General features: G+C 64.3%; 19 protein-coding genes. All 19 read left to right on the top strand.

Annotated features, from left to right (window positions below; all coding sequences use genetic code 11):
- Positions 1-245 precede the first annotated feature (245 nt).
- The 19 genes from OKW35_RS02230 (at position 246) to OKW35_RS02140 (ending at position 24319) form a co-directional block, all read left to right on the top strand.
- On the top strand, positions 246-962 hold the full coding sequence (locus tag OKW35_RS02230) for a LuxR C-terminal-related transcriptional regulator (protein WP_429551134.1): 717 nt from the start codon (positions 246-248) through the stop codon (positions 960-962).
- 646 nt (positions 963-1608) lie between these two features.
- Positions 1609-2235 carry a DUF4255 domain-containing protein gene (locus OKW35_RS02225; protein ID WP_429551133.1) on the top strand — a complete coding sequence of 209 codons (627 nt, stop codon included), beginning with the start codon at positions 1609-1611 and terminating at the stop codon, positions 2233-2235.
- Positions 2236-2372: 137 nt separating this feature from the next.
- Complete coding sequence (locus OKW35_RS02220) at positions 2373-3386, top strand: hypothetical protein (RefSeq protein WP_429551132.1); 1014 nt, start codon at positions 2373-2375, stop codon at positions 3384-3386.
- Between the two features lie 33 nt (positions 3387-3419).
- On the top strand, positions 3420-6851 hold the full coding sequence (locus OKW35_RS02215) for a phage tail sheath subtilisin-like domain-containing protein (RefSeq protein WP_429551131.1): 3432 nt from the start codon (positions 3420-3422) through the stop codon (positions 6849-6851).
- Between the two features lie 103 nt (positions 6852-6954).
- Positions 6955-7317, top strand: a complete 363-nt coding sequence (locus OKW35_RS02210) for a phage tail protein (RefSeq protein WP_429551130.1) — start codon at positions 6955-6957, stop codon at positions 7315-7317.
- Positions 7314-7982 (top strand): hypothetical protein, encoded by a 669-nt coding sequence (locus OKW35_RS02205; protein WP_429551129.1) that lies wholly within the window; start codon positions 7314-7316, stop codon positions 7980-7982. The genes OKW35_RS02210 and OKW35_RS02205 overlap by 4 nt, the downstream gene beginning before the upstream one ends.
- Complete coding sequence (locus OKW35_RS02200; protein ID WP_429551128.1) at positions 7951-9315, top strand: phage tail sheath family protein; 1365 nt, start codon at positions 7951-7953, stop codon at positions 9313-9315. Before OKW35_RS02205 ends, OKW35_RS02200 begins: the two co-directional genes overlap by 32 nt.
- Positions 9315-9908: a phage tail protein gene (locus OKW35_RS02195; protein WP_429551127.1), complete on the top strand. Its 594-nt coding sequence runs from the start codon at positions 9315-9317 to the stop codon at positions 9906-9908. Before OKW35_RS02200 ends, OKW35_RS02195 begins: the two co-directional genes overlap by 1 nt.
- 10 nt (positions 9909-9918) lie before the next feature.
- Entirely contained in the window at positions 9919-10125 is a 207-nt protein-coding gene (locus tag OKW35_RS02190) for a hypothetical protein (RefSeq protein WP_429355084.1), read from the top strand.
- A gap of 1 nt (position 10126) precedes the next feature.
- Positions 10127-10828: a LysM peptidoglycan-binding domain-containing protein gene (locus tag OKW35_RS02185; protein ID WP_429551126.1), complete on the top strand. Its 702-nt coding sequence runs from the start codon at positions 10127-10129 to the stop codon at positions 10826-10828.
- A 4-nt stretch (positions 10829-10832) separates the two neighbouring features.
- Complete coding sequence (locus OKW35_RS02180; protein ID WP_429551125.1) at positions 10833-12032, top strand: phage late control D family protein; 1200 nt, start codon at positions 10833-10835, stop codon at positions 12030-12032.
- The gene (locus OKW35_RS02175) at positions 12029-12568 is read left to right on the top strand and encodes a phage baseplate assembly protein V (protein WP_429355087.1); all 540 of its coding nucleotides are present in this window, start codon (positions 12029-12031) and stop codon (positions 12566-12568) included. Before OKW35_RS02180 ends, OKW35_RS02175 begins: the two co-directional genes overlap by 4 nt.
- Positions 12569-12578: 10 nt before the next feature.
- Positions 12579-13349: a hypothetical protein gene (locus OKW35_RS02170; RefSeq protein WP_429551124.1), complete on the top strand. Its 771-nt coding sequence runs from the start codon at positions 12579-12581 to the stop codon at positions 13347-13349.
- Positions 13343-13765 carry a GPW/gp25 family protein gene (locus OKW35_RS02165; RefSeq protein ID WP_429551123.1) on the top strand — a complete coding sequence of 141 codons (423 nt, stop codon included), beginning with the start codon at positions 13343-13345 and terminating at the stop codon, positions 13763-13765. The genes OKW35_RS02170 and OKW35_RS02165 overlap by 7 nt, the downstream gene beginning before the upstream one ends.
- 3 nt (positions 13766-13768) lie before the next feature.
- Positions 13769-15760, top strand: a complete 1992-nt coding sequence (locus tag OKW35_RS02160; RefSeq protein ID WP_429551122.1) for a putative baseplate assembly protein — start codon at positions 13769-13771, stop codon at positions 15758-15760.
- A complete protein-coding gene (locus OKW35_RS02155) occupies positions 15757-17904 on the top strand; it encodes a hypothetical protein (protein ID WP_429551121.1) in 2148 nt (715 codons plus the stop codon). Before OKW35_RS02160 ends, OKW35_RS02155 begins: the two co-directional genes overlap by 4 nt.
- 12 nt (positions 17905-17916) lie before the next feature.
- Positions 17917-20232: a YncE family protein gene (locus OKW35_RS02150; protein ID WP_429551120.1), complete on the top strand. Its 2316-nt coding sequence runs from the start codon at positions 17917-17919 to the stop codon at positions 20230-20232.
- 19 nt (positions 20233-20251) lie between these two features.
- Complete coding sequence (locus OKW35_RS02145; protein ID WP_429551119.1) at positions 20252-22078, top strand: hypothetical protein; 1827 nt, start codon at positions 20252-20254, stop codon at positions 22076-22078.
- Positions 22079-22099: 21 nt separating this feature from the next.
- Positions 22100-24319: a tail fiber domain-containing protein gene (locus OKW35_RS02140; protein ID WP_429551118.1), complete on the top strand. Its 2220-nt coding sequence runs from the start codon at positions 22100-22102 to the stop codon at positions 24317-24319.
- Positions 24320-24323 lie beyond the last annotated feature (4 nt).

Genomic DNA, 24323 nt, shown 5'->3' with positions numbered 1-24323 from the left:
TGATGGCCAGCCAATTTCAGCGTGCTTGCCAAAGGTTTCATTCACTCTCGACCGTTAATCGGCCAGGAAAAATAAACCTGAACCGTAGTTAGGCATCCTGTACAGCTGCCGATAAAACTCGACCCGGCAAGATGAACGTAACTCGGACTTCCTCTCCGGACGAGCGTCACCAGAGTCAGTCCGAGCAGTATCTGTTAACGAAAGCAAGCGGACGATGACTCGTGGTGTGCATGGGGAGTAGCCAAATGACAACAGCCTCTGAGCAGTATCGTGGGTTGCCCGAAGCGTCTGGAGAAGGCGCGGGGCGAATCCTGATCGTGAGCCCCGTTCGCCTGTTGCGCGACGAGTTATCGTCCATTCTTGAGCGGCGGCTGAGCGTTCGCAGCGTCCTGGCCGTCGCGAATGCGGAGGCCGCCCTGCTGGCGCTGAGCCATTTCGAGCCGACCCTGATTTTGCTCGACGTAGCTACCGAAGATGGGTTGCTGGCCGCACGCCGCCTCGCCGACGCGGCGCATGGCTTGCAAATTCTTGGCTTCGCTGCGCGTGTGCAGGATCATGACGTGCTGGCCTACGCGCGGGCCGGCGTCACGAGCTTTGTCCCGTGCGAGGCCTCGACCCAGGATCTGTTCGATGCGATCGAGCACACGGGGCGGGGTGAACTTCTGTGCTCGCCACGCGTCGCGGCGGCTTTATTCCGACATCTCGCGGCGCTGACTCGGGTACCGAAAGCAGAACCAGATTCCGAAAAGCTCACTGTTCGAGAGCGCGAAATCGTTGGCTTCATCGACGAGGGCAAGTCCAACAAGGAAATCGCTCGCCACCTCAGTATCGAGGTTTCCACGGTGAAGAATCACGTGCACAACATCCTTGAAAAGCTGCAGGTCGCGCGGCGCGACCAAGCCGCCGCTCGTGCGCGCCAAGTCCGCCCGAAGCATGATGGATCTGCCCTCCCCGGTATGTGAAGAACTAGATCGCTTTCTAGATCCTGCTTCCGGACCAGGCGGTTTCCGTTGCCATCTGTAAGGACGGCTGCACAGGTCAAACCGCTTGGCCGCCTGTACTTCACGAAGCCGATAGTCGGCAGGAGGTAGCAGAAATGACCTGCTGTGGCCGGAAACATTCGACTTTGCATGCCGCTCCACCGCAGCGCGCGCGTCAAATCGCCACAACCGTTCCGAAGGAACGGTCACCAGCATCGCCGGTGCAATCAGGTGGGACGGTGGCCGTTCGATCCGTCGTGAACAGCGCGATCGTGGTACGCGGTTCTGCCACGGGAAGACACTATGCATTCACCACGGCGGCGCCGGTTCAGCTCGTGGAAGCGCGGGACGCCGCAACTCTTTTGCGCACGCGCTGGTTCCACCGCGCGTGAACTTACCGCAATGGCTTGTGCAAGATGACGACCGCTTCTCAAGGAAGCGAATCCCCATCCAGGATCCATCACTTGCCCTGAACCTTCGTTAGATCCTCTCCGCGCGATTCGCGCCTGCAGATCCCTGCGATACTGAATGTATTGCGGAATTGGAACGACAAAAACTCACTGGCTGAGCGTTGCCAATTAAAGTCTGGCTGTTTTCGATTCCTTGATATTCTGGACGAGAGCGCTGAATGTTTACTCACATCCGTGCGGCCAGCCTGACACTGCAATCGGTGTTACAGCGACGCTTTCGCGCCGATCCGGGTCTCGCACAGATGTTCGATCCGATGATGGGCGGCACGGCGATCATATCGTTGGCGACGCCCGACGGCATGGAGACGGCAGGCGACACAGGTCTTTCCATGTGGCTCTATCGTCTGATCCGCGACGAACAGTTACTCAACGAGCCGCCGCGCCGCATCCCGACGAACCTTGTCCGACGCCAGCCGCTTCCTGTGCGCGCGCATTATCTGATGACGCCCATCATTACCGGCAACGCGAAGATGCCCGCGCCGGAAGCCGAACAATTGATTATCGGCAGCGTGCTCCAGACCTTCCACGACGAGCCGCTCATCTCCGGCTCGGACCTCGCTGGCTCGTACGAGGGCACGGCCATCGAACTCGCGGTTCGTCTGGAAACGCTGGGACTCGACGAGACGAGCCGCATCTGGGAGGGACTGGAGCGCTCGTACCAGCTTTCGATCTCATATGAAGTTGCTGTTGTGGTAATCGGGTCGGCGCTTCAGCCAATCTCTGCGCCTACCGTCAAGGTCGTGATGCCGCAAGTCGCGATTGGCGCACCGGGAGCGCAGCCATGACCCTCCCGGTGCTGGATACCGTGTCTGGCTGGCGGCTCGCTGCTGAACCTGCACCGCCAGCCGCCAGTTGGCTTCAAGCGATGTTATGGCTGTCGATAAGCGATGAAATCACCGGACAGCCGCCGCGAGTCACTCCGATGGCCAGCACCCCCACTCCCGGTTTGCAAGCTCGAGCGAGCGGCGATCTCGCTGGACTCGTCGGTCAGCCAGTGCATGCGTTTCTGCCTGGATTCATCACCGGCGCGCCGTTGCAACTTACGCTGTCTGGCGCGGGGTTCCTGCCTGTGACTTTCAACGCGACGATGGGGGCCGAAGCGGGCTATCCCGACACTTTCACGCCGATCGACCTCGGAACGTTCGCCTTGCATCGCGAGCCGGTCACAATCAGCGGCCGCACCGTGTCGCGCACGGGCGTCGTTCGTGCGGGCGCAGCCGTCAGCGTCGTGGGCATCTGGCTGACATTGGCGGATTTGGTCAATCCAGCCACGGCGCCGAATCTGATCACACTCGCGTCGCCCCTCTATGCCGATCGCGGCACGGCCGCTACGTTCGCGGCGCAGCCGCTGACGCCAGCGCCACCATCCCAGACCAAGCAGCTTTTGCAGCCCGCGAATATCGGTGATACGACGGTACGCCTCTCCAATCAGGTCGGTCTCACGATCGGCAGCATCATCGCAATCGATCCGGAAGATGCCGCCCGTGCGGAATATCTCGAAGTGACGGCGATTGCCGCTCTGGGCGCGGGTCCCACTTTCCCTTCGGTGATCACGCTGGCCTTCGCGCTGACACGCCAACACGCGGCAGGCGCGACCGTGCAACCGATGCTTCCCGGCGCGACGGGCGCAGCCAATGTTTTATCGATAGCGGCCAAGGTCGGTGACACGACGCTGCTGCCCTCGACGATGATCGGTATGTCGGCCGCCAGCATGCCCATCGTGATCACGGGTTCCGGTTCGGCCGCCGAATATCACGTCGCAAGCCTGATGAACAGTGACAGCGATGCCAACGGCTACATGACGCTACCGCCCGTGCATCGGGTTGCACAACTCGAGCTAAACGTGCACCACGCTGCCGAACCCGTCGATCTCGTGTGCAACGTCATGCTGCCGCTGGGCGTCGGCAACCTGACGGTCGATTTTGTCTTCCCATGATGCGCACCTCTTCTCGTCAGCCGGAGCGCTACGATGTCTGACACAAACTACCTGTCGCCTGGCGTGTACATCCAGGAACTCGAAGGGCCGGCGCCGATCGTGGGCGTCAGCACGTCGATCGCTGCGTTCATCGGCATGGCCGAGCGCGGCCCGGTCAATGTGCCGATTCTTTGCTCGAGTCAGGGCGACTACACGCGCGCTTTCGGCGGCCTGATGGTGCCCGACGAGTTTGCGGATCCCGTCGATCTCAAGCGTTTTCATTGCTATCTGCCTTATTCGGTGGCGGGTTTCTTCAACAACCAGGGACAGCTGGCCTACGTGATTCGCGTACTGCCCGACGAGGCCACCGCCGCATTTGAATCGCTCTACGACCGCAGCGGCATTTCTCCGAACGACAGCATCCTGGTTCGCAACGCAGCCGTGGGCGACGGCACCGGCAATAGCGCTGCGACGGGCGCGCTAATCATGCTCGACCCTACCCCGCCGAAGAGCGTCGCCGGGACGCCTTCCTTCATCCGCGTAGGTAGCGGAAGCGACAGCGAATATCTGCAAGTAACGGGCGTCAGTGCTCTCGGGGATGCCTACCCGCTCGATTTGCCGCTTCAGCTAAGCCACTCCGCGGGCGCGAATTTCCTGATCTACCCGCGCGCGGTCGAAGCGAGCGGCGCTTCTTATTCGCTGGCAGGCGATGCCGCTGCGGGAGACACCGTCATTTTGCTGAGCAGCACCGCAACGGTTGCCATCCTCTCGGCGAGTTTGCTGGAGTTCGCTGCGAACGGCGTTGCCGTTGTGGTCGTTCCGGCCCCGACCGGCGTCACGCAGACGGGACCCACGACTTTCACGATCACGCTGACACAGCCGCTGACACTATCGTTTTCCTCCGCTACGGGCGCCACGTCTGTGACGGCCCTGACACCTAACACAACCCCCGCGCCCGCCAATCAACTCGACGTCGCGGCCTCTGGCGGCGACCTGATTGTCTACGCCACGGGCGCGGGACTGACATACGGCGACTTCATCGACGTCGAGCCAACCACCCCCGCCAACCGCGAGGTGCGCACCATCGGCCTGCTGACGAAGCTCGAATTCGTGCAGCCGTCCACGATCGACCTGCCGCCCATGACCCAGCTTGCGCAGGTCCAGGCCGTCGCCAACTCACTGAGCGCCACGCCCGCGACCAATCCAGGCACGCTTACGTTAGCGCTGACCAGCCGTGTCGGCATCTACGCCGGCAGCACCCTGTCGATCGGTCCGAGCGGATCGCAGGAGACCGTCACGGTCCAGAATGTGGTCCTGCCGCATGTACCCGGTCTCGATGGGGGCAACGTCACGTTGACGAGCGCAACCAAGACGCCGCATAACTCCGGCGATCCCGTCACGATCGTCTCGACGCTGAGCGGCGCCGCGCTGTCCGCCTCAACGTTGCTGTCGCTGACCGGCAGGGTCGGCATTGACTCGGGCAGTGTGCTGTTGATAGGCACCGCGCCAGCACAGGAATATGCGGTGGTGGCAGCGGTGCAAGGCACCCGCGCGGTGGGCGCCGACCCCGGTCCCGTCGCGTTGGAGGCGCCGCTGGTGAATGGCTACATCAAGAACGCATCCGTGGCACTCGTTTCGTTTACCGTACAACCGGCAGCGTTGCCGCCTGGCCCGGGCACCAATCGCGCGACCCAACTCCTGCTTGACACCCCGGCAGGCAGCAGTGTCGCCTATACCACGTGGTCGGCTGGCTGGAACGGGGGGGATACGGTCCAGATCACGCTGTCCGACGGCACCATCGTCTACAACACGGTCGGTTCTACGACGGCCCCACAGAAACTCAGCGCAATCACCGTCGCCCCGCCCTTGCAGCGCACGCATCAGGCAGGTTCGCCTGTCGTGTCGCGCAGCCCATTGATCGAGGTACAGGCGCTGGACAGGGGCGCGTGGGGCCGCCGTGTTGCGTTGGCCGTGCAGGACGAATCACCCGGTCTGGTGTCGAGCACACAGGTGGCGGCACTGATCGGGCCAACGCAACTGAAGCTCTCATCGCTCACCGGCATTCAGCCGGGTTCCTATCTGGAACTGCTCAATCCCGACGGCACGCTGGTCGATGCGTCCGCGCCGCTGAAAGTGGCGTCCGTCAATCTCGCGACGACGACGATCACGCTCGATACTGCGCTGAGCGGCCTGCAACAGACGGCGATCAACGCGCCTGGCTCGCAGATCACGATACGGTCGCGCGAATTCCGCTTGACGGTCTACCTGTATCGTCATCCCGATCCGGCCGTGCCGTCGAGAAATAGCCAGGTGATCCTGACTGAGACGTTTCGCAATCTGTCGATGGACTCTCGCAGCGCCCTGTATTTCCAGTCGGTGATCGGCGCTATCGATGGCCCATTGCGGCTGTCTGATCGCCGGCCGGAAGGCTCGTCCTCCCTGATCCGCGTCCAGGATACCGCGACCACCCAGGCGCAGCTGTGGTCGCCACGTCTGGGACCGGAGCCGCTGGTCGATGTGCTGCCGAACGGATTGATCAAGCCCGCGCAACACAAGCTGGACATTGGCGGCGACGACTCGCTCGCGACCGTGGACGACAGCATGTACATCGGCGCCGACGCCGTCGAGCCTGCGGATCGCACCGGCATCTATGCGATCAGGAACGCGCCACAGGTCAGCCTCGTTGCCATTCCCGGCCAGGGCTCTCCCGCGATCCAGGCGAAGCTGATCGATTTCTGCGAGACGTTGGCATCGATCTTCGCCGTGCTCGATCCGCAATATCCGGATGCGGCAATCGCCGACATTCAGGCGCAGCGCCAGGCGTTCGATACCAAATACGCGGCGATCTATTATCCGTGGCTGACGATCCCGTCCCCGATGCCGAGCAATCTGTCCGTGGTGCCGGATTTCCCGTTGCCGCCGTCCGGATACGTAGTCGGCATCTATGCACGGGTCGATGTCGCGCGCGGAGTCTTCAAGGCGCCAGCCAACGAGGTCGTGCAAGGCATTACCGGACTCACGCGCACCGTGACCGCGGGAGATCAGGATGTGCTCAATCCTGCGCCTTTCAATATCAACGCGATTCGCGACTTCCGCCCGCAGGGACGTGGCATCCGTGTGTGGGGCGCGCGCGTCATCACGTCGGACGACAACTACAAATACGTGCCCGTGCGGCGCCTGCTGATCTTCATCGAACAATCGCTGATCGTCGGACTGCAGGACGTGGTGTTCGAGCCGAATACGCCGCAACTGTGGGCGACGATGGAGCGGCTGATCGACAACTTCCTGTACACCGTATTTACATCGGGCGCCTTTGCCGGCGCGACGCCGGAGACCTCGTATTTCGTGCGTTGCGATCAGACGACCATGACGCCGGACGATATAGATGCCGGACGACTGATCGCTCTGGTCGGCGTGGCGCCCGCCAAGCCCGCGGAATTCGTGATCATCCAGATCGCATTGACGGTTGCCACCAGCAGCCAGTAACAGGAGCGCGACATGGCACAGACAGCGGTGAGAACCGATCCCTTTCGCAGCTTCAACTTCCGCATCGAGATCGACAATACGAACGTCGCTTCGTTTTAGCGAAGTGAGTGGACTGACGGCCGACGGCGACTCAGTCGACTACCGCGAAGGCAAAGATACGGCGAACAGCGTGCGCAAGCTGGTCGGGCTGCGCAAATATAGCGTCATCACGCTCAAGCGCGGATACACGAAGGACACCACGCTGTGGGACTGGTACTCGGCTGTGGCGACGGGCGCAGCCAATGCACGCCGCAGCGGCAGCATCGTCCTGCGCGACGAAACCCAGAAGGACGTGATCTATTTTCTTTTCACGGGCGGCATCCTCAACAAGATCCATGGTACGGACTTCAAGGCGGCAGGCAACGAGGTCGCCATAGAAACCGCCGAACTCGTGGTGGAAAGCCTCACGATCAAGCTGGCGAAATGACCCTGTCGATCCAACATCCAGCCGCGCCGGGCGCTTATTTGCAACGCAACGACCGGCCGCCCACCGAGGTCGCGCTGCGCACGGATATCGCCGGCTTCGTCGGGATCGCCGAGCGCGGTCCGCTCGGCGTGGCGGTCGCGATCGAGAACATGCGGCAGTTCCAGGCGGTGTTCGGCGGATATATCGGCGGGGGCTTTCTCGCCTATAGCGTGCGGGCCTTTTTCGAGAACGGCGGCCGGCGCGCGCGCGTCGTACGCGTCGCTTCCGACGATCCCGGGCAAGGAACGGCGGCAGCCTCATCAGAGGTACCCGTGCTGGGGGGAGGCGAGCCGTGGATCGTCGCCGCTTCGAGCGCCGGCGCTTGGGGCAATGGGGTCAGCGTCGCTCTGGTCGAACGCACCCCCGGACAGGTACTCGTGGATCAGAGCCGCTCGCTGCCGAGCTATGCCGCCGTCGCGTCTACGTCGGGCTTCGCTGCCCAGTCACTGGTGCGGCTGACTCAAGCCGGCGCGCCGGCGCAGATTCGCGTGCTGGCGGGCGTCGATGCGGCGCTCAAGCGTCTGTATTGGCTCGATCCCGATCCGGCCCAACGCGGCCTGCGCCAATATCCGGTGACGGGGTTCGATCCCGCGCGTGCCGCTGCTCGCGGAAAGTCTCACTTATGACCTCGTGGTGTATAGCCTCGGCAGCGTCGCGACGCTGAATCAGGGACTGTCGCTGGTGCCGGAGGCACAGACCTACGCTGGCGTCCTGCTCGCGCCGATAGACTATTCGAAATTCGACACGCCGCCAGGCGCGTTGTCACTGGTGACGATGATTCCCCCCGCAATCGGGGCAAGCGATGTGCCGTCGCCGGTCTCGGTCGTCTCCGGTGCAGTCATCCCACTCGACGGGGGACGTGACGGCGTCGCCGTGCTGACGCAAGACGACTTCATCGGCGGGTCGCCTGGTGGTCCGGTGGACGTGACGGGCGAACCGGCGCCGCGCGGCCTGGCCGCGCTCGCCTGTGCCTGCGACGTGGCGATGCTGGCCGCGCCCGATATTCTGATCCGTCCAGTGGAACCCCCGGTGTTCATCCGGCAGCCGGTGTCCGTCGACCCTTGCCCGCTATGCCCCCGGGCGCCGGTGCGCGCCATCCCCGTCGTGCCCATCGTTCCCGAAGAGCTGCCGCCGCTGTTTCCCGATTCGGCGATTCTCGCCGTGCAGGCCGCGATGCTCGCTCAATGCGAAGCGCTAGGCGATCGCGTCGCGTTGCTCGATCCGCCATGGGATGCCGCCTCGGACGCGAGCGTCGGCGTCGCGCCGATACAGGCCTGGCGCGACAACTTCGACAGCGAATACGGCGGCCTGTACTTCCCGTGGCTCGCCGCGCCCGACCCGTTGCGGCTGGCACCGACGCGTGCGTTGCCGCCTTCCGGGCACGTCGCCGGTCTTTTCGCGTCCACGGATATCGCGATCGGCGTGCACAAAGCGCCCGCCAACGCCGCTCTCGCGTGGGCGCAGGACGTCACCGTTCCCGTCGATTTATCGACCCACGGCGTGCTGAATACGCTCGGCGTCAATGTCATTCGCAGCGACATGGGAAGGCCCATGCGCGTGATGGGTGCGCGAACCGTCTCATCGGATCCGACTTTCCGGTTCATCAACGTTCGCCGCCTGATCTGCATGATCCGCGCCGCGCTGCAACGGTCGATGCGCTGGGTGGTGTTCGAGCCGAATACTCCGCAAACACGTTCGACGGTCTCCTCAGGGATCGGCCACTTCCTCCAACAGCTGTATACGCAGGGGGCGCTCGTCGGGCCCACGGCGGCCGCTGCTTTCGCGGTCATTTGCGATGACACCAACAACACACCGATGACGCAGTCGGCTGGGCAGCTGATCGCGCATATCGCGCTCGCGCCGTCGACGCCGTTCGAGTTCGTCCTACTGCGCCTGGGCCTGAGCGACGATTCCCTCGACATTCAGGAACGCGGCGTAGTCATCGCTGGGAGCGGCTGATGCCAGACCTTTCGCAACTGTTCGGATTCGATCCGGAACGCACCGACCCGTTGCTCGGATTCAATTTCCAGGTATCGATCTCCGACAGCCAGCCGGCCGCCAGCAGCGCGCTCGCCGGAATCTCGGTCAGTCTCACGGGTGCGCAGGCAACCGCCGGATTCTCGGAGATATCCGGTCTGGAAGCGAGCATGGATGTTGAAAACTACGACGCCGGTGGCGTCAACGGCGGCACGCTCCGATTTCCCGGCCGCGTCAAATGGTCGAACCTCGTGTTCAAGCGAGGCATGGTCGCGCAACGGCCGATCTCCGATACCTCGGACGTGTGGACCTGGCTGCAACAGTTTCTCGATGGCCAGTGTGTCCGCAAGGACGGGGTCATCACGCTGATGGACGAGTCGGGCGCGCCAGCCCTCGCGTGGAGCTGGCGGCGCGGCCTGCCGATCAAATGGACGGGCGCGTCGCTGAACGCGCAGCAAAGTCAGGTCGCCATCGAGCAGCTCGAAATCGCGCATGAGGGGCTGACGATGGTGACGGGCGGCTCGCTCGGCATTGCAATCGTGGGCGCGGCGGCGGCGCTCGGCTCACTTCTTTAGGAGGCCGGTCATGCCCGTCACAGACGTCATCGTCGAAGAAATCGTCGCGACGGTCCGCACCGTGGACAGCGCTTCGTTGCTCGACCCGAAACTCGTGCGTCACCTCGTGCAGGCGGTGCTGGCGGGGACCGACGAACGACGCGATCGCGAACGCCGCAGGCGCGACGACGCTCGGATCGGCGACGCGCCCGCAGACAACGGACAGGCGGGGTGGTGACATGCCCGGTGCTGGCCAAGCCTCTCTGAAGATCGACTGGGGACCGGGCAGACGGGACACCGTGGCGCTCCAGTACAACCCGACTGAGATCGTTCTCGAGAAGAACGTCCATCTTGCCGAGATCGCCATTCCGGGACTGACCGCGCCCCTGCAGCAGTTCGTGCGCGGCGAGGCGGAAACGCTGAAGCTCGAACTCTTCTTCGATACCTCCGATCAGGGCATGGGCGCGACGGCCGTCAGCGTTGCGACACTGACGGACACGATCTACGCGCTGTCGCGCATCGTGCCCGATCAGCACGCGCCGCCTATCGTCACCTTCGTCTGGGGCAGCGATTTCCCTGGCAACGAATTGCCGCCCGCGCTGGGCAACCAGCGCCGGACCAGCTTCAAGGGCGTCGTGACCAACATCCGGCAGACCTTCACGCTGTGGAGCAGCGGCGGTGTGCCCGTGCGGGCGAAGATCTCGCTCTCGCTGCGGGAATATGCGTCGTTGCAGGACCAGCTCAAGGCGCTGAATCTCGCGTCACCGAACAAGACCCACAGCTACGTTCTCGCTCGCGGCGACACGCTCGCCCTAGTCGCGTCGAACTTCTACTTCGATCCGACCAACTGGCGGCCGATTGCTCTCGCCAACGGCATCGACGATCCGCGCCGCCTCAAACCCGGTACGGAATTGACCATCCCTTCATTGCCCGCGAGTTGAGCCGATGCCTGCCTTCATGAGCCTCTACGACGAGAGCGTCATTTCGACGAACGGGAATTTCTATGCGCCCGGTTTCGAGCTCAGGATCGATGGTGTCGGCTTGCCCAAGGGCGTACTGCGCGACGTCATGGAGGTCACCTATCACGACGACATCAACGAGATCGATGGATTCGAGCTGACCGTCAACAACTGGGACGACTCGGCGCGTTGTTGCAAATACATCGGCTCGGAGACGGCGGCGCAACTGAGCGGCGGCTCGAATTCGACGCAGCTTTTCACGCTGTTCGATCCTGGCGGCAAAAGCGCGGAACTCGCACTCGGCTACTCGGGCCATTTTCAAAGCATGGTGCGCGCGGGCTTCACGACCATGGAGCCGAACTTTCCCGAGAGCGGACCTCCCGTGCTGACCGTGCGCGGCTTCAACATTCTGAAGGGGCTGCGCTCGAAGCAGTTCACAACTTCGTGGACCAACCACACACCCAGCGCCATCGCGCTCAATTTCAACACGTTGCGCAACGGCGGCCAGCCAAGACTGCCGCCCCCATGGAAAGTCGTCACGAACGATCAGGCTGCGAAAGCGGAATCGCCGATCGACTATGTTGCACAGGACAATCAGTACGACGTCGATTTCCTGCTTCAGCTTGCGCATGGCCAGGGCTATACGCTCGAGGCCGACGAAGATGCGCAGGAGCTCTCCTTTGGCCCGAGCCAGAGTTCGACGCCCACCAATTACCTGCTCGAATGGGGCAAGGGGCTGATGTCGTTCAAGCCGTCGCTTGCGACCGCCAACCAATGGAAATCCGTGACCGTGCGCGGCTGGGACCGGCAGACCCAGAAGCCGATCGTCGTGACAGTCAACCAGAACGATCCGCAGGTGAAGAAGCTGAACAGCGGCCTGCTAAGTCTCGTGCCGGACCGGCAGGAGCAGAAGGTCGACTTGCCCGTCTTCACCGCGGCCGAGGCCAAACAGCGCGCGCTCGCGATCATGCTCGAACGGTCGAAAGAAATCGTGACGGCGCACGGCAAAACAGTCGGCCTGCCGAAGCTCAGGGCGGGGACGCTCGTCAACATCCAGGGAATCGGCGCGCGGCTGTCCGGCACTTACTTCGTGACGAAGACGACACATACGTTGGGCGAGAGCGGCTATGTCACCGAATTCGACTGCCGCCGCGAAGATCTCGGTGCCGCAGGAGGCTCACCATGACGCAAAACCGTATGCAGGGCATCGTGATCGGCAAGGTGGTCAACGTGAAGGATGGGCAGAATCAGGGCCGCGTCCAGGTGTCTTTTCCCTGGCTCGACGACACGCTGCAAAGCACCTGGGCCTCGATGGTCGCGCCTTACGCGGGGAACGGCCGGGGCCTGTACTTCATGCCGGAAATCGGCGACGAGGTCGTGGTCGCTTTCGAGCACGGACATTTCGAACATGCGTATGTGCTGGGCGCGATGTGGAACGGCGTCGCCGCGCCGCCGTCGCCGGACCCGCGCCAGCGCATGATCTGCTCGACGAACGGGCACAAGATCCGCTTCGTCGATTCGACTCCGAATGGCGGCAACCTGGGCGCGGTCATCATCGAGGATGCGCATGGCAATCGCATCGTCATGACCAACGGTGTGATGCGCGTGACCGCGCAGTCGACGCTGATGATCGAAGCCGACAACATTGTCCTCACCGGCCGTCCGGTCGACGGTGTGCCGCCGTGGATCCGTCCCGTCACCCCGTCGAACAATCCGATCTGAGGCACGGCACATGGCTACGATCGACATCGTTCTTCCCGATGAGCTGACCCAGGCGCTCACGCCGCCGGAGTGCATCGACCTGTCGTTGCCGACCCTCAGCGCGATGCCGAACGTGACTTTGCCGATGGGCGAAACCATCCAGGGTATGGCCGACTTCACGCGCGGCATCCCCACCGACTGCTCGATGAATTTCAGCCTGATGCTGCAACTCGCGCCGCTGATGGGAAGCATGGAATGCCTGCTGCGCGTTCTCAAGTTCATCGGGGTCGTGGTCAATATACTCAAGAACCTCACATCCCCGACCCAGCTCCTGACGGCTGTCTCCCAGATCACGAAAGCGGCGGAAGACCTGCTGCAGTGTCTGAACATCGCGATCCCCGGCCTTCCGATCTGCACCTTCGTCAAAGATCTCCTGCTGCTGATCTCGACCATGCTGCTGTGCGTTGTCCAGGAACTGGAAAGCCTCCTGAAAATTTTGGGCGGCCTGCAACTGCAGATTTCCATCGCCGAAGCATCCGGCAACCGCGACCTGCTCGCAGCGTTGCAATGCGCACAGCAGAATGCCACGACCTCGGCCGAAGGCGCGATGCAGTCCCTTCAGCCCGTCATGGTGCTGCTCTCGCTCGCTTCGCCATTCATGGAGATCGGCAACATCAACCTCGACGTCACGATCCCTTCAGCCGTCCCCGCCAGCGATCTGCAGGCAATGCAGACGCTCCTCGATGATCTCGGGACCGCGGCAACGGTGATCAAGCAAGTTGCGCAGGCGCTGCCATGCTGATCCAGCTGCCGAGCGCGCCCGACCCGCGTGCGTTTCGCGGAATAGGCCTCGCCTTTCCGCTTGCCGTGACCCCGCAGGGGGCGCTCGCCATCGCATCCGACAACGCGAAAATCGAGCAATCGGTCTGGCTCATCGTGTCGACCGCGAACAAGGAGCGCGTGATGCGGCCGCAATACGGCTGCGGCATCCACGACCTCGTGTTCTCGCCCGCTTCGCCGCAAAGCATCGGCCAAATCGTCGACGAGCTTCGCCGCGCGCTCGTTGCGCAAGAACCGCGGATCGACGTGCTGGGCGTGTCCGGCGAAATCCCGGCCGGCGAGAGCAACCTGCTGCTGTTGCGCATCGACTACCAGATTCGCGCCAATAATGCGTTGGCGAACGTGGTTTATCCGTTCTTCATCACGGAAGGAAGCTGAACCATGCCGCTCTCTGCGCAACTGCCGGTGATCGACAACCGCACGTTCGACGACATCGTCGCCGAGGCGCAAACACGCATTCCGCGCTACACGCAGGAATGGACCGATTTCAACGCCGGCGATGCCGGCTTCGCGCTGGTCGAACTGTTCGCATGGATGACCGAGCTGATGATCTACCGGCTCGGCCAAATGCCGCAGCTCAACTACATCAAGTTTCTTCAATTGATCGGTATCGAGCTGACCCCCGCCAAGCCTGCACAGACCGTGCTGGTGTTTCCGATGCAAAGCGGCTTCGCACAAACGAGCGTGCCCGTGTCGATGGGAACGCAGGTGAGCGCGGCGGCGCCCAGCGGCGGGGCGCCGATCGTCTTCGAGACGCAGGCCGCCATCACAGCGCTGAAGGCGCCGCTCGATGCCGTGCTCGCGTTCGACGGCACTTACTACACGGACGTGACGGCCGACAACGTCACATCCGCCGACGGCTTCCAGCCGTTCGGTCCGTTCGCCGCTGCGGGCTCGGCCTTGCTGCTCGGCTTCAATCCGAAGCAGCCCTTGCCCGCAGGGGTCGCGGTGTCCTTCGCCATCTGGCCGTCCACGAGTCGCGGTGTACCGTCGCCGTCGCCCTGCGGCGGCGACGCTTCGCCCGTCTATGCGCCCGCGCGGATCGGATGGGAATTCTGGGCGGGCACCGCCTGGCAATCGCTGAAGGTACTGTCGGACACTACCGTCGCTTTCACGCTCCCGGGCTTCGTGCAGGTGATGCTGCCCGCGGCAGGGCAAATCGTGCTTTCGACGATGCCAGGCAAGGTCGACGCACCCCGCGCGTGGCTGCGGGCACGCCTCGTCGAGGCCTTTTACGAATCGGCACCGGCCTTGTCTCTCGTGAGCGCGAATGCCGTTGGCGCGATCGCGGCGCAAACCGTGCAGAACGAAGTCGTCGGCGGGAGCGACGGGACGCCCAATCAGACCTTCACGCTGTCGAGCACGCCAGTACTCGATGGAACGCTCGATCTGCAGATCGACGAAGGCAGCGGTCCCGAACCGTGGACACAGGTCGACGACTTCTCCGCCAGCGGCTCGAACGACAACGTCTATCTGCTGGACCCGACCACGGGCACGATCACCCTCGGGGACGGCGTGCAGGGCCACATTCCCGTCGCCAATCTCAATGATCCGTCCGGCAGCATCGTCGCCGTCAGCTACCAGTTCGGCGGCGGCGCTAACACCAATCTGCAGGCAGGCGCCACGTTGACGTTGATGACCAGCATTCCCGGCATCGACGCCGGCAACATCGGCATGCCTTTCGACGCATACGGCGGCAGCGACGAGGAGACCTTGCAGAGCGCGATGAATCGCGCGCCGGAGGCGTTGAAGAGCCAGGACCGTGCCGTGACGCTGGAAGACTACGAGATGCTGGCGCGGCAGGCCGGCCCCATCGCCCGCGCAAAGGCGTTGCCGCTCTTTCATCCCGACTTTCCGGGCATGCAGGTGCCCGGCGTTGTCAGCGTCGTCGTCGTGCCAGACGTCGTCTCGCCCGCGCCGATGCCAAGCCCAGGCCTGCTTCGCACCGTCTGCGCGTATCTCGATCAGCGCCGCCTGATTGCCACCGAGTTGTACGTCATCGCGCCGACCTATGTGCCCGTGTCGATCACGCTGCAGGTGCTGGCCCAGCCGGACGCCGACACGGCCGCCGTCGAGCAGGCCGTGGAGTCCGCGCTGAGCGCGTATCTCGATCCGCTTGCGGGTGGATCGGTGGACGCGGCGACGCCCGGCACTGGCTGGCCGTTCGGCGGACCGATCTACTTCGTCGATGTGCTTCGCGTCGCCGCGCAGGTTGCCGACGTGATCCGCATCGCGGACCTCGCGATCACGCTGAACGGCGCACTGGCGCCCGCCTGCACCGATGTGGCCGTACCGGCAGGCGCGCTGTTGTCGGTGCAATCCGTCGTTGCGACCGTCACCACGGATGCGACTGCAATGGGAGCGATCGCATGACCAACACCGCACCGTTTCACAATCCTCCGCCGGGTCTGCCAGACGACCCGACGTGGATGATCCTGCGCGGCCGGGATGGCTGGCCGCTGGCCACGCCCTGGAGCGACGTCGATGTCTCGCCGGTGGATTGCGCGCTCGTGCTACGCAACGTGCCGGGCGGTCCCGCGGCGCTCACGGACCCGTCCGGCCGCTTTGGCGGTCTGACGCCACCGCCCAATGTCGCACTGGCGTCGGATGGCACTGTATGGCTGCTGGATGTCGCACGCGGAACGCTGCGCCGCTTCGACGATTGCACCTGCTCGTTCGTCGACATCCGCTGCTGCACGGCCGGCCTGGGACACGGCGCCCGGCAACTGCTCGCGCCCGTCGCGATTGCGCTACGCGGAAGCGACATCCTGCTGCTGGACTCCGGCGCCGGCTCGGCCCCCGGACGCGTGCTCGTGTTCACGAGCCATGGCTTTGCCTTGCGCAGCGTGTGGCTGCCGCCGCTGGGCGCGCTCGCTCAGCCGTGGCGTCCGTCGGCGGTGGCCGTCGCGCCGGACGGACGGACCTTCGTCGCCGATGTCGCGAACGGCGCAATCCATGTGTTCGACCGCGGTGGAACATGGCGCGCGGCATGGCCAGGATTTGGGGCCGTCACGGCGATGGCGGTGGACCGCTTCGGCCGCATTTATACCTACGTCAACGGCGACACCGCCGTGCGCATCTCCAACGACAAAGGTGAAGAGATCGCGCAAGCCCGTGAGGTCGACGAGGTGCGCGACTGCTTCGCGCCCATTCCGGGTTTCATCAGCAACGCAGCAGGCGATATCAATCTCAGCGGCCGCTGCCCGGCAGCGGGATGGTTCGACGCCACCGGCAAGCCGGCCGCGGCCGCGGCCATGCCTGCGGCATCGCCCGCGTTTGCGGCCTCCGGCGTCTGGCTGTCGACGGCGCTCGACAGCCGCATCGGGCGCTGCCAATGGCATCGCGTCGTGCCGGAAATCCGGTTGCCGCGAGGGACCTCGCTCACACTGCAAACCTATTCCTCGGAAGTCGAGCAACCCATCGACCTGATCGCGGCGCTGCCGCAGACGTCGTGGAGCACGGTTCCGTCAGGCACGGGTCATCCACGGGAGGCATTGATCCTGAGCGGGCCGGGCCGTTTCCTCTGGCTCCGTGCGACGCTCGCGGGCAACCAGCAGGCAACGCCGCGCGTCGAAGAACTCAGGATCGAATATCCGCGCATCAGCCTGCGCCGCTATCTGCCCGCCGCCTTCGCCCCCGATGCTGTTTCCGCCGACTTCACCGACCGGCTTCTCGCGATATTCGATCGCGGTTTCCGCTCGATCGAGTCACAGATCGATCGACAGGCCGACCTGTTCGATCCGCGCTCGGCCCCCGCCGAGCCCAAAGCGGCCGGCGCGCCGGACATGCTGAGCTGGCTTGCCGGCTGGATCGGCGTCACATTCGACCGTACCTGGCCGACGCCCAGGCGCCGGCAATATCTGATGCAGGCAGCGAAACTCTATCCCTGCGGCGGCACTTTGCCGGGCATACGAAGCGCGCTGCTTCTTTACCTTGGACTCGATTCGCTGAAGCTTGCGCGCCGCCCGGCGCCATGCGCGCCGCGCTGCGCCCCGCCGCCGCCCCTGTGGCGCCCGCCGCCGCTGATCCTCGAACACTGGAAGATTCGCCGTTGGTTATTCCTCAGCGCTGGACGTCTCGGCGACGCCGCCGTGCTGTGGGGCGAGACGATCATGGGCCGCAGCCAGCTCGGCAACACGGCGCAACTCGGTGCGACACGGCTGGACACGTCGCGCGCCGCCGTCACGGACCCGTTCAACGCCGAAGCCTATGCGTTCACCGTATTCGTGCCGGGGACGCTTGCCCGTAGCACGGCAGCCAAGGCATCGGTGCAGCGGTTCATCGATCAGCAAAAGCCCGCATGGTCGCAGGCGCAACTGCGGTTTGTACTGCCAAGGATGCGCATCGGCATTCAGGCCAGCATCGGTTTCGACAGCGTGGTCGGCTGCTGGCCGGAGGCCACGCTGCTCGACAGCGCCCGTCTCGGGCGCGCCACCGTTCTGGGCCGTGCCGCCAACTCCGACCCTGGGCCGCGCGTCGGCGAGAGCCGGCTTCGCAACGCAACGCGTGCCGCATGAGGGGAGAACACAATGAGCACGAATCACCAGACGTACGCTTCCTGCGGTTGCGAGGAATGCAAGCCCCGTGCGCTCGCCCGTAACCACTACTTCACCGGGAAGCTGTTGGTCGAACGCGATTTCTCGGATGAGCAGTGGTTCTTTCGCGAGAAGATCCGGTTGCATCACCAGCGCCTGCATGGCACCGGCATCGTCTGCGGGTTGTCGATCAGCGAGCATCCGAACGCGAATTGCCAGGACCATCTTGTCATCGTCGAGCCGGGCTCGGCGATCGATTGCTGCGGTCACGACATACTCGTCGCCGAAAAAGAGACCTGGGATTTCACGTCCGCGCCCGAGGTGAAGGCACTGATTCAGGCGAAGGATACGGACGAGCACGTGCTGGAGTTCTGCATTGCGTGGCGTGAATGCCCGACCGAGGAAATCCCCGTCCTCTACGATGAATGCGGCTGCAACGACCTGCAATGCGCGCCGAACCGTATCCTCGAATCGTATGCGCTCGAGGTGCGTGTCCATCCTCCCGGCTACGCGCCGCCCATCCATTCATACGGTGCGAGGTTCGAGTGGGGTGCGCGAAGCATCGACATTGCGCACGCCACCGCGGTGGCGCTCGACGAGAACGGGCAAAGAGTTTTCGTCGCTGCGGGAACGCCAGCGGAAACGCTCTATCAGGTGGGCACACAGCATCTGCTGACCGAGGCGAGCGTGCCGACCGGTCGAGCGGTGCTCGATCTCGCGCTCTCGCCCGACGGCCACACGCTCTATGCGGCTGTCGCACCGGATCCCGCCACGTCCACCGACCCGCCCGAGCTATGGATCTTCACGCCCGATGCCGGAACGGGCATCGTTGCTGGTCCTGCGCGTTACGCGCCGCTCGGCGCGGCGGCGGAGCCAGGCATCGCCCTCACCGTCGCGGGCGATGGCCGCCTGCTGGTGGTAGCGACCGCCAGCGGTCATATCTGGCTTTTTCCGGCCGGCGTTGCCGACCCTTCGACCCCGTCGGCAACCGGAACGCTCGGCGGCGCGCGAAGTCCCGCCGTCTTTTCATCGGATGGCAACACGGCATGGCTTGGCCAATCCACAGCCGCTTTCGTCGACACGGTCGACCTCACGCAGGCGACGCTGAACGCAACACCCGTTGCCATCGCCGGCATTTCGGCCGACGGCGTGGCGCTCGTTTCGACCGGCTCCGGTGCCGACCGGCTGGCGATCATCGACCGCACGAACAATTCGCTCCATCTGGTCGACCCGGCCAATCCGGCGCAAGTTCAAAGCGCGCCGCTCACGAGTTCGCCGCTGTTTGCGGTCATCGACTCAGGCCGAGGCACGGCGATCGTCGCCAGTGCGAAAGCTTTGCAGGCGGTGAACCTTGTTGTGCTGGCAAGCGGAACATCGAACGCCGTGAGCGCCGAATATCCGATCGAAGCAAACATTGGACGCGCCGCGCTGACGAATTCCGGGCGTCGGCTCTTCGTGCCATTCAGTGGCGATCCCTCCGTCGCCGAGTCAGGCGGCGTTGCGGTGGTGGACATCGGCAGCGCCGACTGCCGTGACGCATTGCGCGGACAGGCGTGCCCGGCTTGCGGTGTGCCCGATTGCCTGACGCTGGCGCTGGTGCGCGGCTGGTCCTTGGGCCGCAAGCTCGAGGACGTGCAGGATCCGCCGACGGATCCCACCAAGGACGCCGCGAACGGCATCGCACGCATCGACAACAGCGCGCGCACCGTGCTCGCTTCGACACAGGCGATCACGCAGGCGCTCACGTGCATCATGGATCACGCCGGTGTTGGAGGCACGGGGCCACAGGTCCCCGCGGTGCCATCGGGCATACGCACCGACCTGACAGGCATTAGCGCACTGAACTGGACACATGGCGGCTCGCTGTCGACGCAGGATCTGATGCGCTCCGGCCTCGTCATCTCGTTCAGCGCTCCCGTGCAGACGTCGGATCTGCACGATCAGTCAATCATGCTTCTGGTGCCCCAAGTGAGCAAGCGAGTCGCCGACCTTCCGGTAACTTGCTGGTGCCAACTTGCAGTGCCGATCACCGCGTTGAACCTTGTGACGCCGCCGACAACGCCGCCAACGTGCAATGCCGTGGGCATGAAGTTGAACGACAGCCAGGTGAACGCGCTCATGGAGAAGTCGAAAAGCCTTGCGCTGCGCGTGCAGGTCCACGGCGATCTCATCCGTGACAAAAACAACCTTGGACTGGACGCTAATCACCTGCCACCCTGGCTGCCGCCCCCACCAAAAACAGGAAAAACAGGTGATGGCATCCCGGGCGGCCTGTTCGAAAGCTGGTTCACACTCACACTTTCACCCTGAAGCGACAGAGGAGACCGCGATGCCACAGGACTCGGTCAACGCGCCCTACACTGCCTACACACGAGGCCGGGCATGGTCAAGCGCGTCAAGCGCCTCTTCCGCAGCACAGGCTAGCAGCCTTTACCCGGCTGGACCGGGCTGCCAGCCCTGTCCCGATTGCGGTGGCCTCGAATGCCTGTGCAGACCACGCTTCTTCGCCGGACAGTTGCTGACGGAACAGGACCTGAACCGGCTGGACGAGTACATCGTCGCGAAGAACCGCTTGCACAATCGCTATCTGGTCGGCCATGGCGTCGTATGCGGGCTGGAGGTCGTGTGCAGCCCGTGTCAGAACACCGTCACCGTCTCGCCGGGCTATGCGATCGACCCTTGCGGCAGCGACATCATCGTGTGCGCACAGAACACGGTCGATATCTGCAAGCTGATCAATGCCTGCATGCCCTCGACGTCGCCCGATTGCTCGCCCTATCGGGATACGTCGTTCTGCAAGGATCTGGAGCAGGAGTGGATACTCGCGATCCGCTATCAGGAAGCGCCATCGCGCGGCACTACACCGCTGACGGGTTCCTCGCAATGCGCTTGCGGCAGTGGGGCAAGCGCGTGCATCTGTGGCGGCGCGGCCGGATCCTGCGGCTGCGGCGGCAAGCAGTCGGCCGCAAGCTGCTGCGGGCAGACCGTCGCCAATACGCCGCCGGTCAGCGCCAACGGACCGCGACGGGGAGCGCCGCCCGAATGCGAGCCGACCGTGACCTGTGAGGCGTACCGTTATGAGGTGTTCCTAGCCCCGCAGACCACACCGCCGCCCGAAGGCACCGTACGCGGCATTGCGGGACTTGCGGGCACGCTCGGCGGCGATCTGTTCGCGCGGATGCGTTGCTGTTTTCAGACGCTCGCGAAGATGCTCCCTACCGCCCCGGCGAACCCGCCCGGCCAGGACCAGGCCGGCTGGTCTGCATACTGCTGCAACTTGCGGCTCGCGCTCATCACCTATCTGACCATGCAGGGCGGCACGGACTGTGAGGCCATTGCGAAGCTGCAGGCCGTGAACTGTCCCAAACCCGACAGCGATACCTTTACAGCTGATCTCAAAGTCGCGTACGAGACTGAACTGCTCGTGATGATCGAAATCCTGCTCGGATGCTTTTGCCTGGCAGCGCTGCCCGCGTGTCTGCCGCCAGGGGATCCCCGTGTGCCGCTCGCCCGTGTCCGCGTGAGGAGCAGCGATTGCACGATCGTGTCGGTGTGCGACTGGACGCCGCTGCGCAAGCACGTCGTCACGACGAAGACGCTGGGATACTGGCTCGGCTGGCTGCCCTTCGTGCCGATGATCCGGCAACTGATGCAGGAGATCTGCTGCGCCGTGTTCGGGCTTCCCAGGCAACTCGGATTTCGCACGAACCTGTCTGCCGCCGGCGGCACCGCGGAGGATGTCCAACGCGCCGACATTCAGCGCGGCGATCAGACGTTCGATGAGCCGATCAGCTTTGCCGGGCGCAGCTATCAGGCGAGCAACCCGATCTCGGAAGCCATCGTGGCCAATCTGGCGCGCGGCGCGACCCCGCTCACATTCGCCGACCTGGCACAAGCGCTGCTCGATCCCGTCGATCCAGGCACCTCCGGCCAGCAGGGCAGCGCCGAGCGTCTGGCGCAGACGCCGCACGCCAAGTTACTAGCGGAAATCGCGCGCCCCCTGGTGGACAGCTTCGGCCCGCTGCTGAGCGCCGCCAGAGGTCTGAAGGATTCCGAAACAGTAGCTTCGATGCAAGCCGAACTCGATTCGCTGCGCGCCACGGTGGCAGCGCATCAAAGCGCGCTCGATGCGCTACGCAAGCCCGAGGATCGCTAAAACGGTCGGGAGACACCAACCATGTCCGATACGCTGCCGCAGCGCCCTACTTTCTCGAACGGCCAATATATTGGCGCCGACGACCTCAACGCCGCCGTAACCTACGATCGCGACAAGACTGCACGCCAGGCGCTGTCCGGGCGCACCTGGGGCATCGCGAGCGGACTCGCGCTGGTCGAGATCACCGACGCCACGGGCGCGACTCAGATGTATATCGAACCCGGCATCGCTTGGGACGGGTATGGCCGTCCCATCGTCGTGATTTCCCCTGCGCCCGTCACCCTCGATCTGTTCGCGGGCCTGCCTCCCGGAAATCAGCCCGTCTGGCTCAAATACAGCGCGCTCGACACCCAGAGGATTTCGCCCGGCTTCCAGACCTGTGGCACAGGCGATCCGGTGACCCGCATCGCCGATAGTTACGCGATCGTCACGGGAGCGCAAAACGTCACGCAGCAAACCGGTGGCGTCGTGCTGAACGGCGTGACGGTGGCCGATCCACGCGACATGCTGATCGCCTTCGACGCGGCGGCCGCCGTTGTGCTCGACGGATCGGCACCGCATCAGCTTTTTCCCGACGACAGCGCCGCCTGGCTGGTACCCGTCGGCATCGTCAGCTATGTCGCGGGGTCGCCCGGCAGCTTCAACCCGCGAACGGAAGCGCAGCTCGCGTTGAGCCGGGTGGCGCGACGCTATGCCAACTGCGTGGCGGAAAGCGTGCTCGCCGCAGACGGCGTGCTCAGGCTGCGCGACCGGCAGACCGATCAGCAGAGCGGCCTCACGGATGACGATCTTGCTGCGAAAAACAGCATCCAGGCCTCCGATGTCCAGAGCGATCCCAACAATGCGACCCGCCTCGTCGGCAACGAGCTGGTGTGGGTCGAGGGCAATATGCGCGTCCTCGGCGATGCGCGCCTGTGGGGCGGCATGCTCAGTCTGCGCGTGGCCGACGGCACCGAGCCGGCGGGTTCGCTATTCCTGCGCCGCAATGCCGACACGACCACACCGACGGTTCAGAACCTCGAAGTGTCGATTGGACAAGCGCCCGCGGGCGGACTGGTGAACCGGCTGCTGGTCGCGGCGTCGCAACCGGCAACGGCAAACACCCCGGCGACGCTGCTTGCTCCGCCGGCGCTGTCGGTCGGGACCGACTCACGGGTCGGCATCGGCGTCGCCGTGCCGGGAGCGGGGCTCACGCTCGATGTGAATGGCGACTTCGGTCACGACGGCGACCCGACGACCCTTCATCTGAACGGCTGCACGATCGGCGGGGAAAATGACGGCAGTCTGCTGCTGACGGCACGCGACGGCACGATCGAGCTCGGCCCCGACATCGAGCTCAACCCCGGCAGTGGCCTCACGCACGTCGGGATCGGCACCGCGTCGCCGCAGCCCGACACCGCGCTCGACGTGCGCGGCGGCGGGATTGCCGTCAATACGGGGAATGCATTCCTGCGGCTGCTTGGCTCAGCATTGATCGATCAGGGCGACGGCACCCTGCGCATTCGCAGCGGCGGCAATATCGTGACTTTCGATGGCAACGACAACGTCGGCATCGGCACGACGAATCCCGTGCGGCTGCTCGACGTCAACGGCGATGCGAACGTGGCGGGCAGCCTGAACCTCGGCGGTGGCATCACCATCACGAACACGGGCGCCGCCTTCGTTCAGATGCTCGGCTCGAAAGTATTCGACGACAACAACGGTAAGCTGCACCTCCAGAGCGGCGGAAGCATCGTGGCGTTTGACGGTCCGAATAACGACAACGTGGGGATTGGCACGGCAACGCCGGCCGCGCGGCTCGACGTCAACGGCAACACGGTCGTCCGTGGCGATGCGACCGTCACGGGCAGCATGACTGTCGGTGGCGTGTTCTATCCTAGCGATGCTCGGCTTAAGCGCGACATCGCGCCTCTCGGGGACGCACTAGGGAAGCTGCTCGCGTTGCGCGGCGTTGAATTCGAATGGGCCCGCGAGGATCTGGCCCAGCTTCGGCCAGGGCGTCAAACGGGGCTGATCGCCGACGAAGTCGAAGCGGTGTTTCCCGGCTGGGTTCGCCAAGATCCTAGCAGCGACACGAAGCTGCTCACGCTGCAAGGCTTCGAGGCGGTGGTGATCGAAGCGCTGCGTCAGCTCACCGAACGCGTCGAGGCGCTGGAAGACGAGAACGCGCGCCTCAGCCGGATGCTGGAGGCTTGCGGCGGCGGTACGGCGGCTCCAAGCCCTCCGTCCGGCGGCGCCTGAATCC

This window comes from Paraburkholderia sp. MM5477-R1, assembly GCF_050436385.1.
Taxonomy (GTDB): domain Bacteria; phylum Pseudomonadota; class Gammaproteobacteria; order Burkholderiales; family Burkholderiaceae; genus Paraburkholderia; species Paraburkholderia tuberum.
Note: the sequence above shows the minus strand (reverse complement) of the source record. Positions and strands in the feature narration are given on the sequence as shown.

Excerpts from the sequence above, each read along its gene's own strand:
- OKW35_RS02190 (WP_429355084.1), top strand. The coding sequence starts at position 9,919 with ATGCCCGTCACAGACGTCATCGTCGAAGAAATCGTCGCGACGGTCCGC.
- OKW35_RS02150 (WP_429551120.1), top strand. The coding sequence starts at position 17,917 with ATGAGCACGAATCACCAGACGTACGCTTCCTGCGGTTGCGAGGAATGC.
- OKW35_RS02170 (WP_429551124.1), top strand. The coding sequence starts at position 12,579 with ATGGCTACGATCGACATCGTTCTTCCCGATGAGCTGACCCAGGCGCTC.
- OKW35_RS02180 (WP_429551125.1), top strand. The coding sequence starts at position 10,833 with ATGCCTGCCTTCATGAGCCTCTACGACGAGAGCGTCATTTCGACGAAC.
- OKW35_RS02160 (WP_429551122.1), top strand. The coding sequence starts at position 13,769 with ATGCCGCTCTCTGCGCAACTGCCGGTGATCGACAACCGCACGTTCGAC.
- OKW35_RS02220 (WP_429551132.1), top strand. The coding sequence starts at position 2,373 with ATGGCCAGCACCCCCACTCCCGGTTTGCAAGCTCGAGCGAGCGGCGAT.
- OKW35_RS02185 (WP_429551126.1), top strand. The coding sequence starts at position 10,127 with ATGCCCGGTGCTGGCCAAGCCTCTCTGAAGATCGACTGGGGACCGGGC.
- OKW35_RS02205 (WP_429551129.1), top strand. The coding sequence starts at position 7,314 with ATGACCCTGTCGATCCAACATCCAGCCGCGCCGGGCGCTTATTTGCAA.
- OKW35_RS02195 (WP_429551127.1), top strand. The coding sequence starts at position 9,315 with ATGCCAGACCTTTCGCAACTGTTCGGATTCGATCCGGAACGCACCGAC.
- OKW35_RS02155 (WP_429551121.1), top strand. The coding sequence starts at position 15,757 with ATGACCAACACCGCACCGTTTCACAATCCTCCGCCGGGTCTGCCAGAC.
- OKW35_RS02225 (WP_429551133.1), top strand. The coding sequence starts at position 1,609 with ATGTTTACTCACATCCGTGCGGCCAGCCTGACACTGCAATCGGTGTTA.
- OKW35_RS02175 (WP_429355087.1), top strand. The coding sequence starts at position 12,029 with ATGACGCAAAACCGTATGCAGGGCATCGTGATCGGCAAGGTGGTCAAC.
- OKW35_RS02165 (WP_429551123.1), top strand. The coding sequence starts at position 13,343 with ATGCTGATCCAGCTGCCGAGCGCGCCCGACCCGCGTGCGTTTCGCGGA.
- OKW35_RS02140 (WP_429551118.1), top strand. The coding sequence starts at position 22,100 with ATGTCCGATACGCTGCCGCAGCGCCCTACTTTCTCGAACGGCCAATAT.
- OKW35_RS02145 (WP_429551119.1), top strand. The coding sequence starts at position 20,252 with ATGCCACAGGACTCGGTCAACGCGCCCTACACTGCCTACACACGAGGC.
- OKW35_RS02230 (WP_429551134.1), top strand. The coding sequence starts at position 246 with ATGACAACAGCCTCTGAGCAGTATCGTGGGTTGCCCGAAGCGTCTGGA.
- OKW35_RS02215 (WP_429551131.1), top strand. The coding sequence starts at position 3,420 with ATGTCTGACACAAACTACCTGTCGCCTGGCGTGTACATCCAGGAACTC.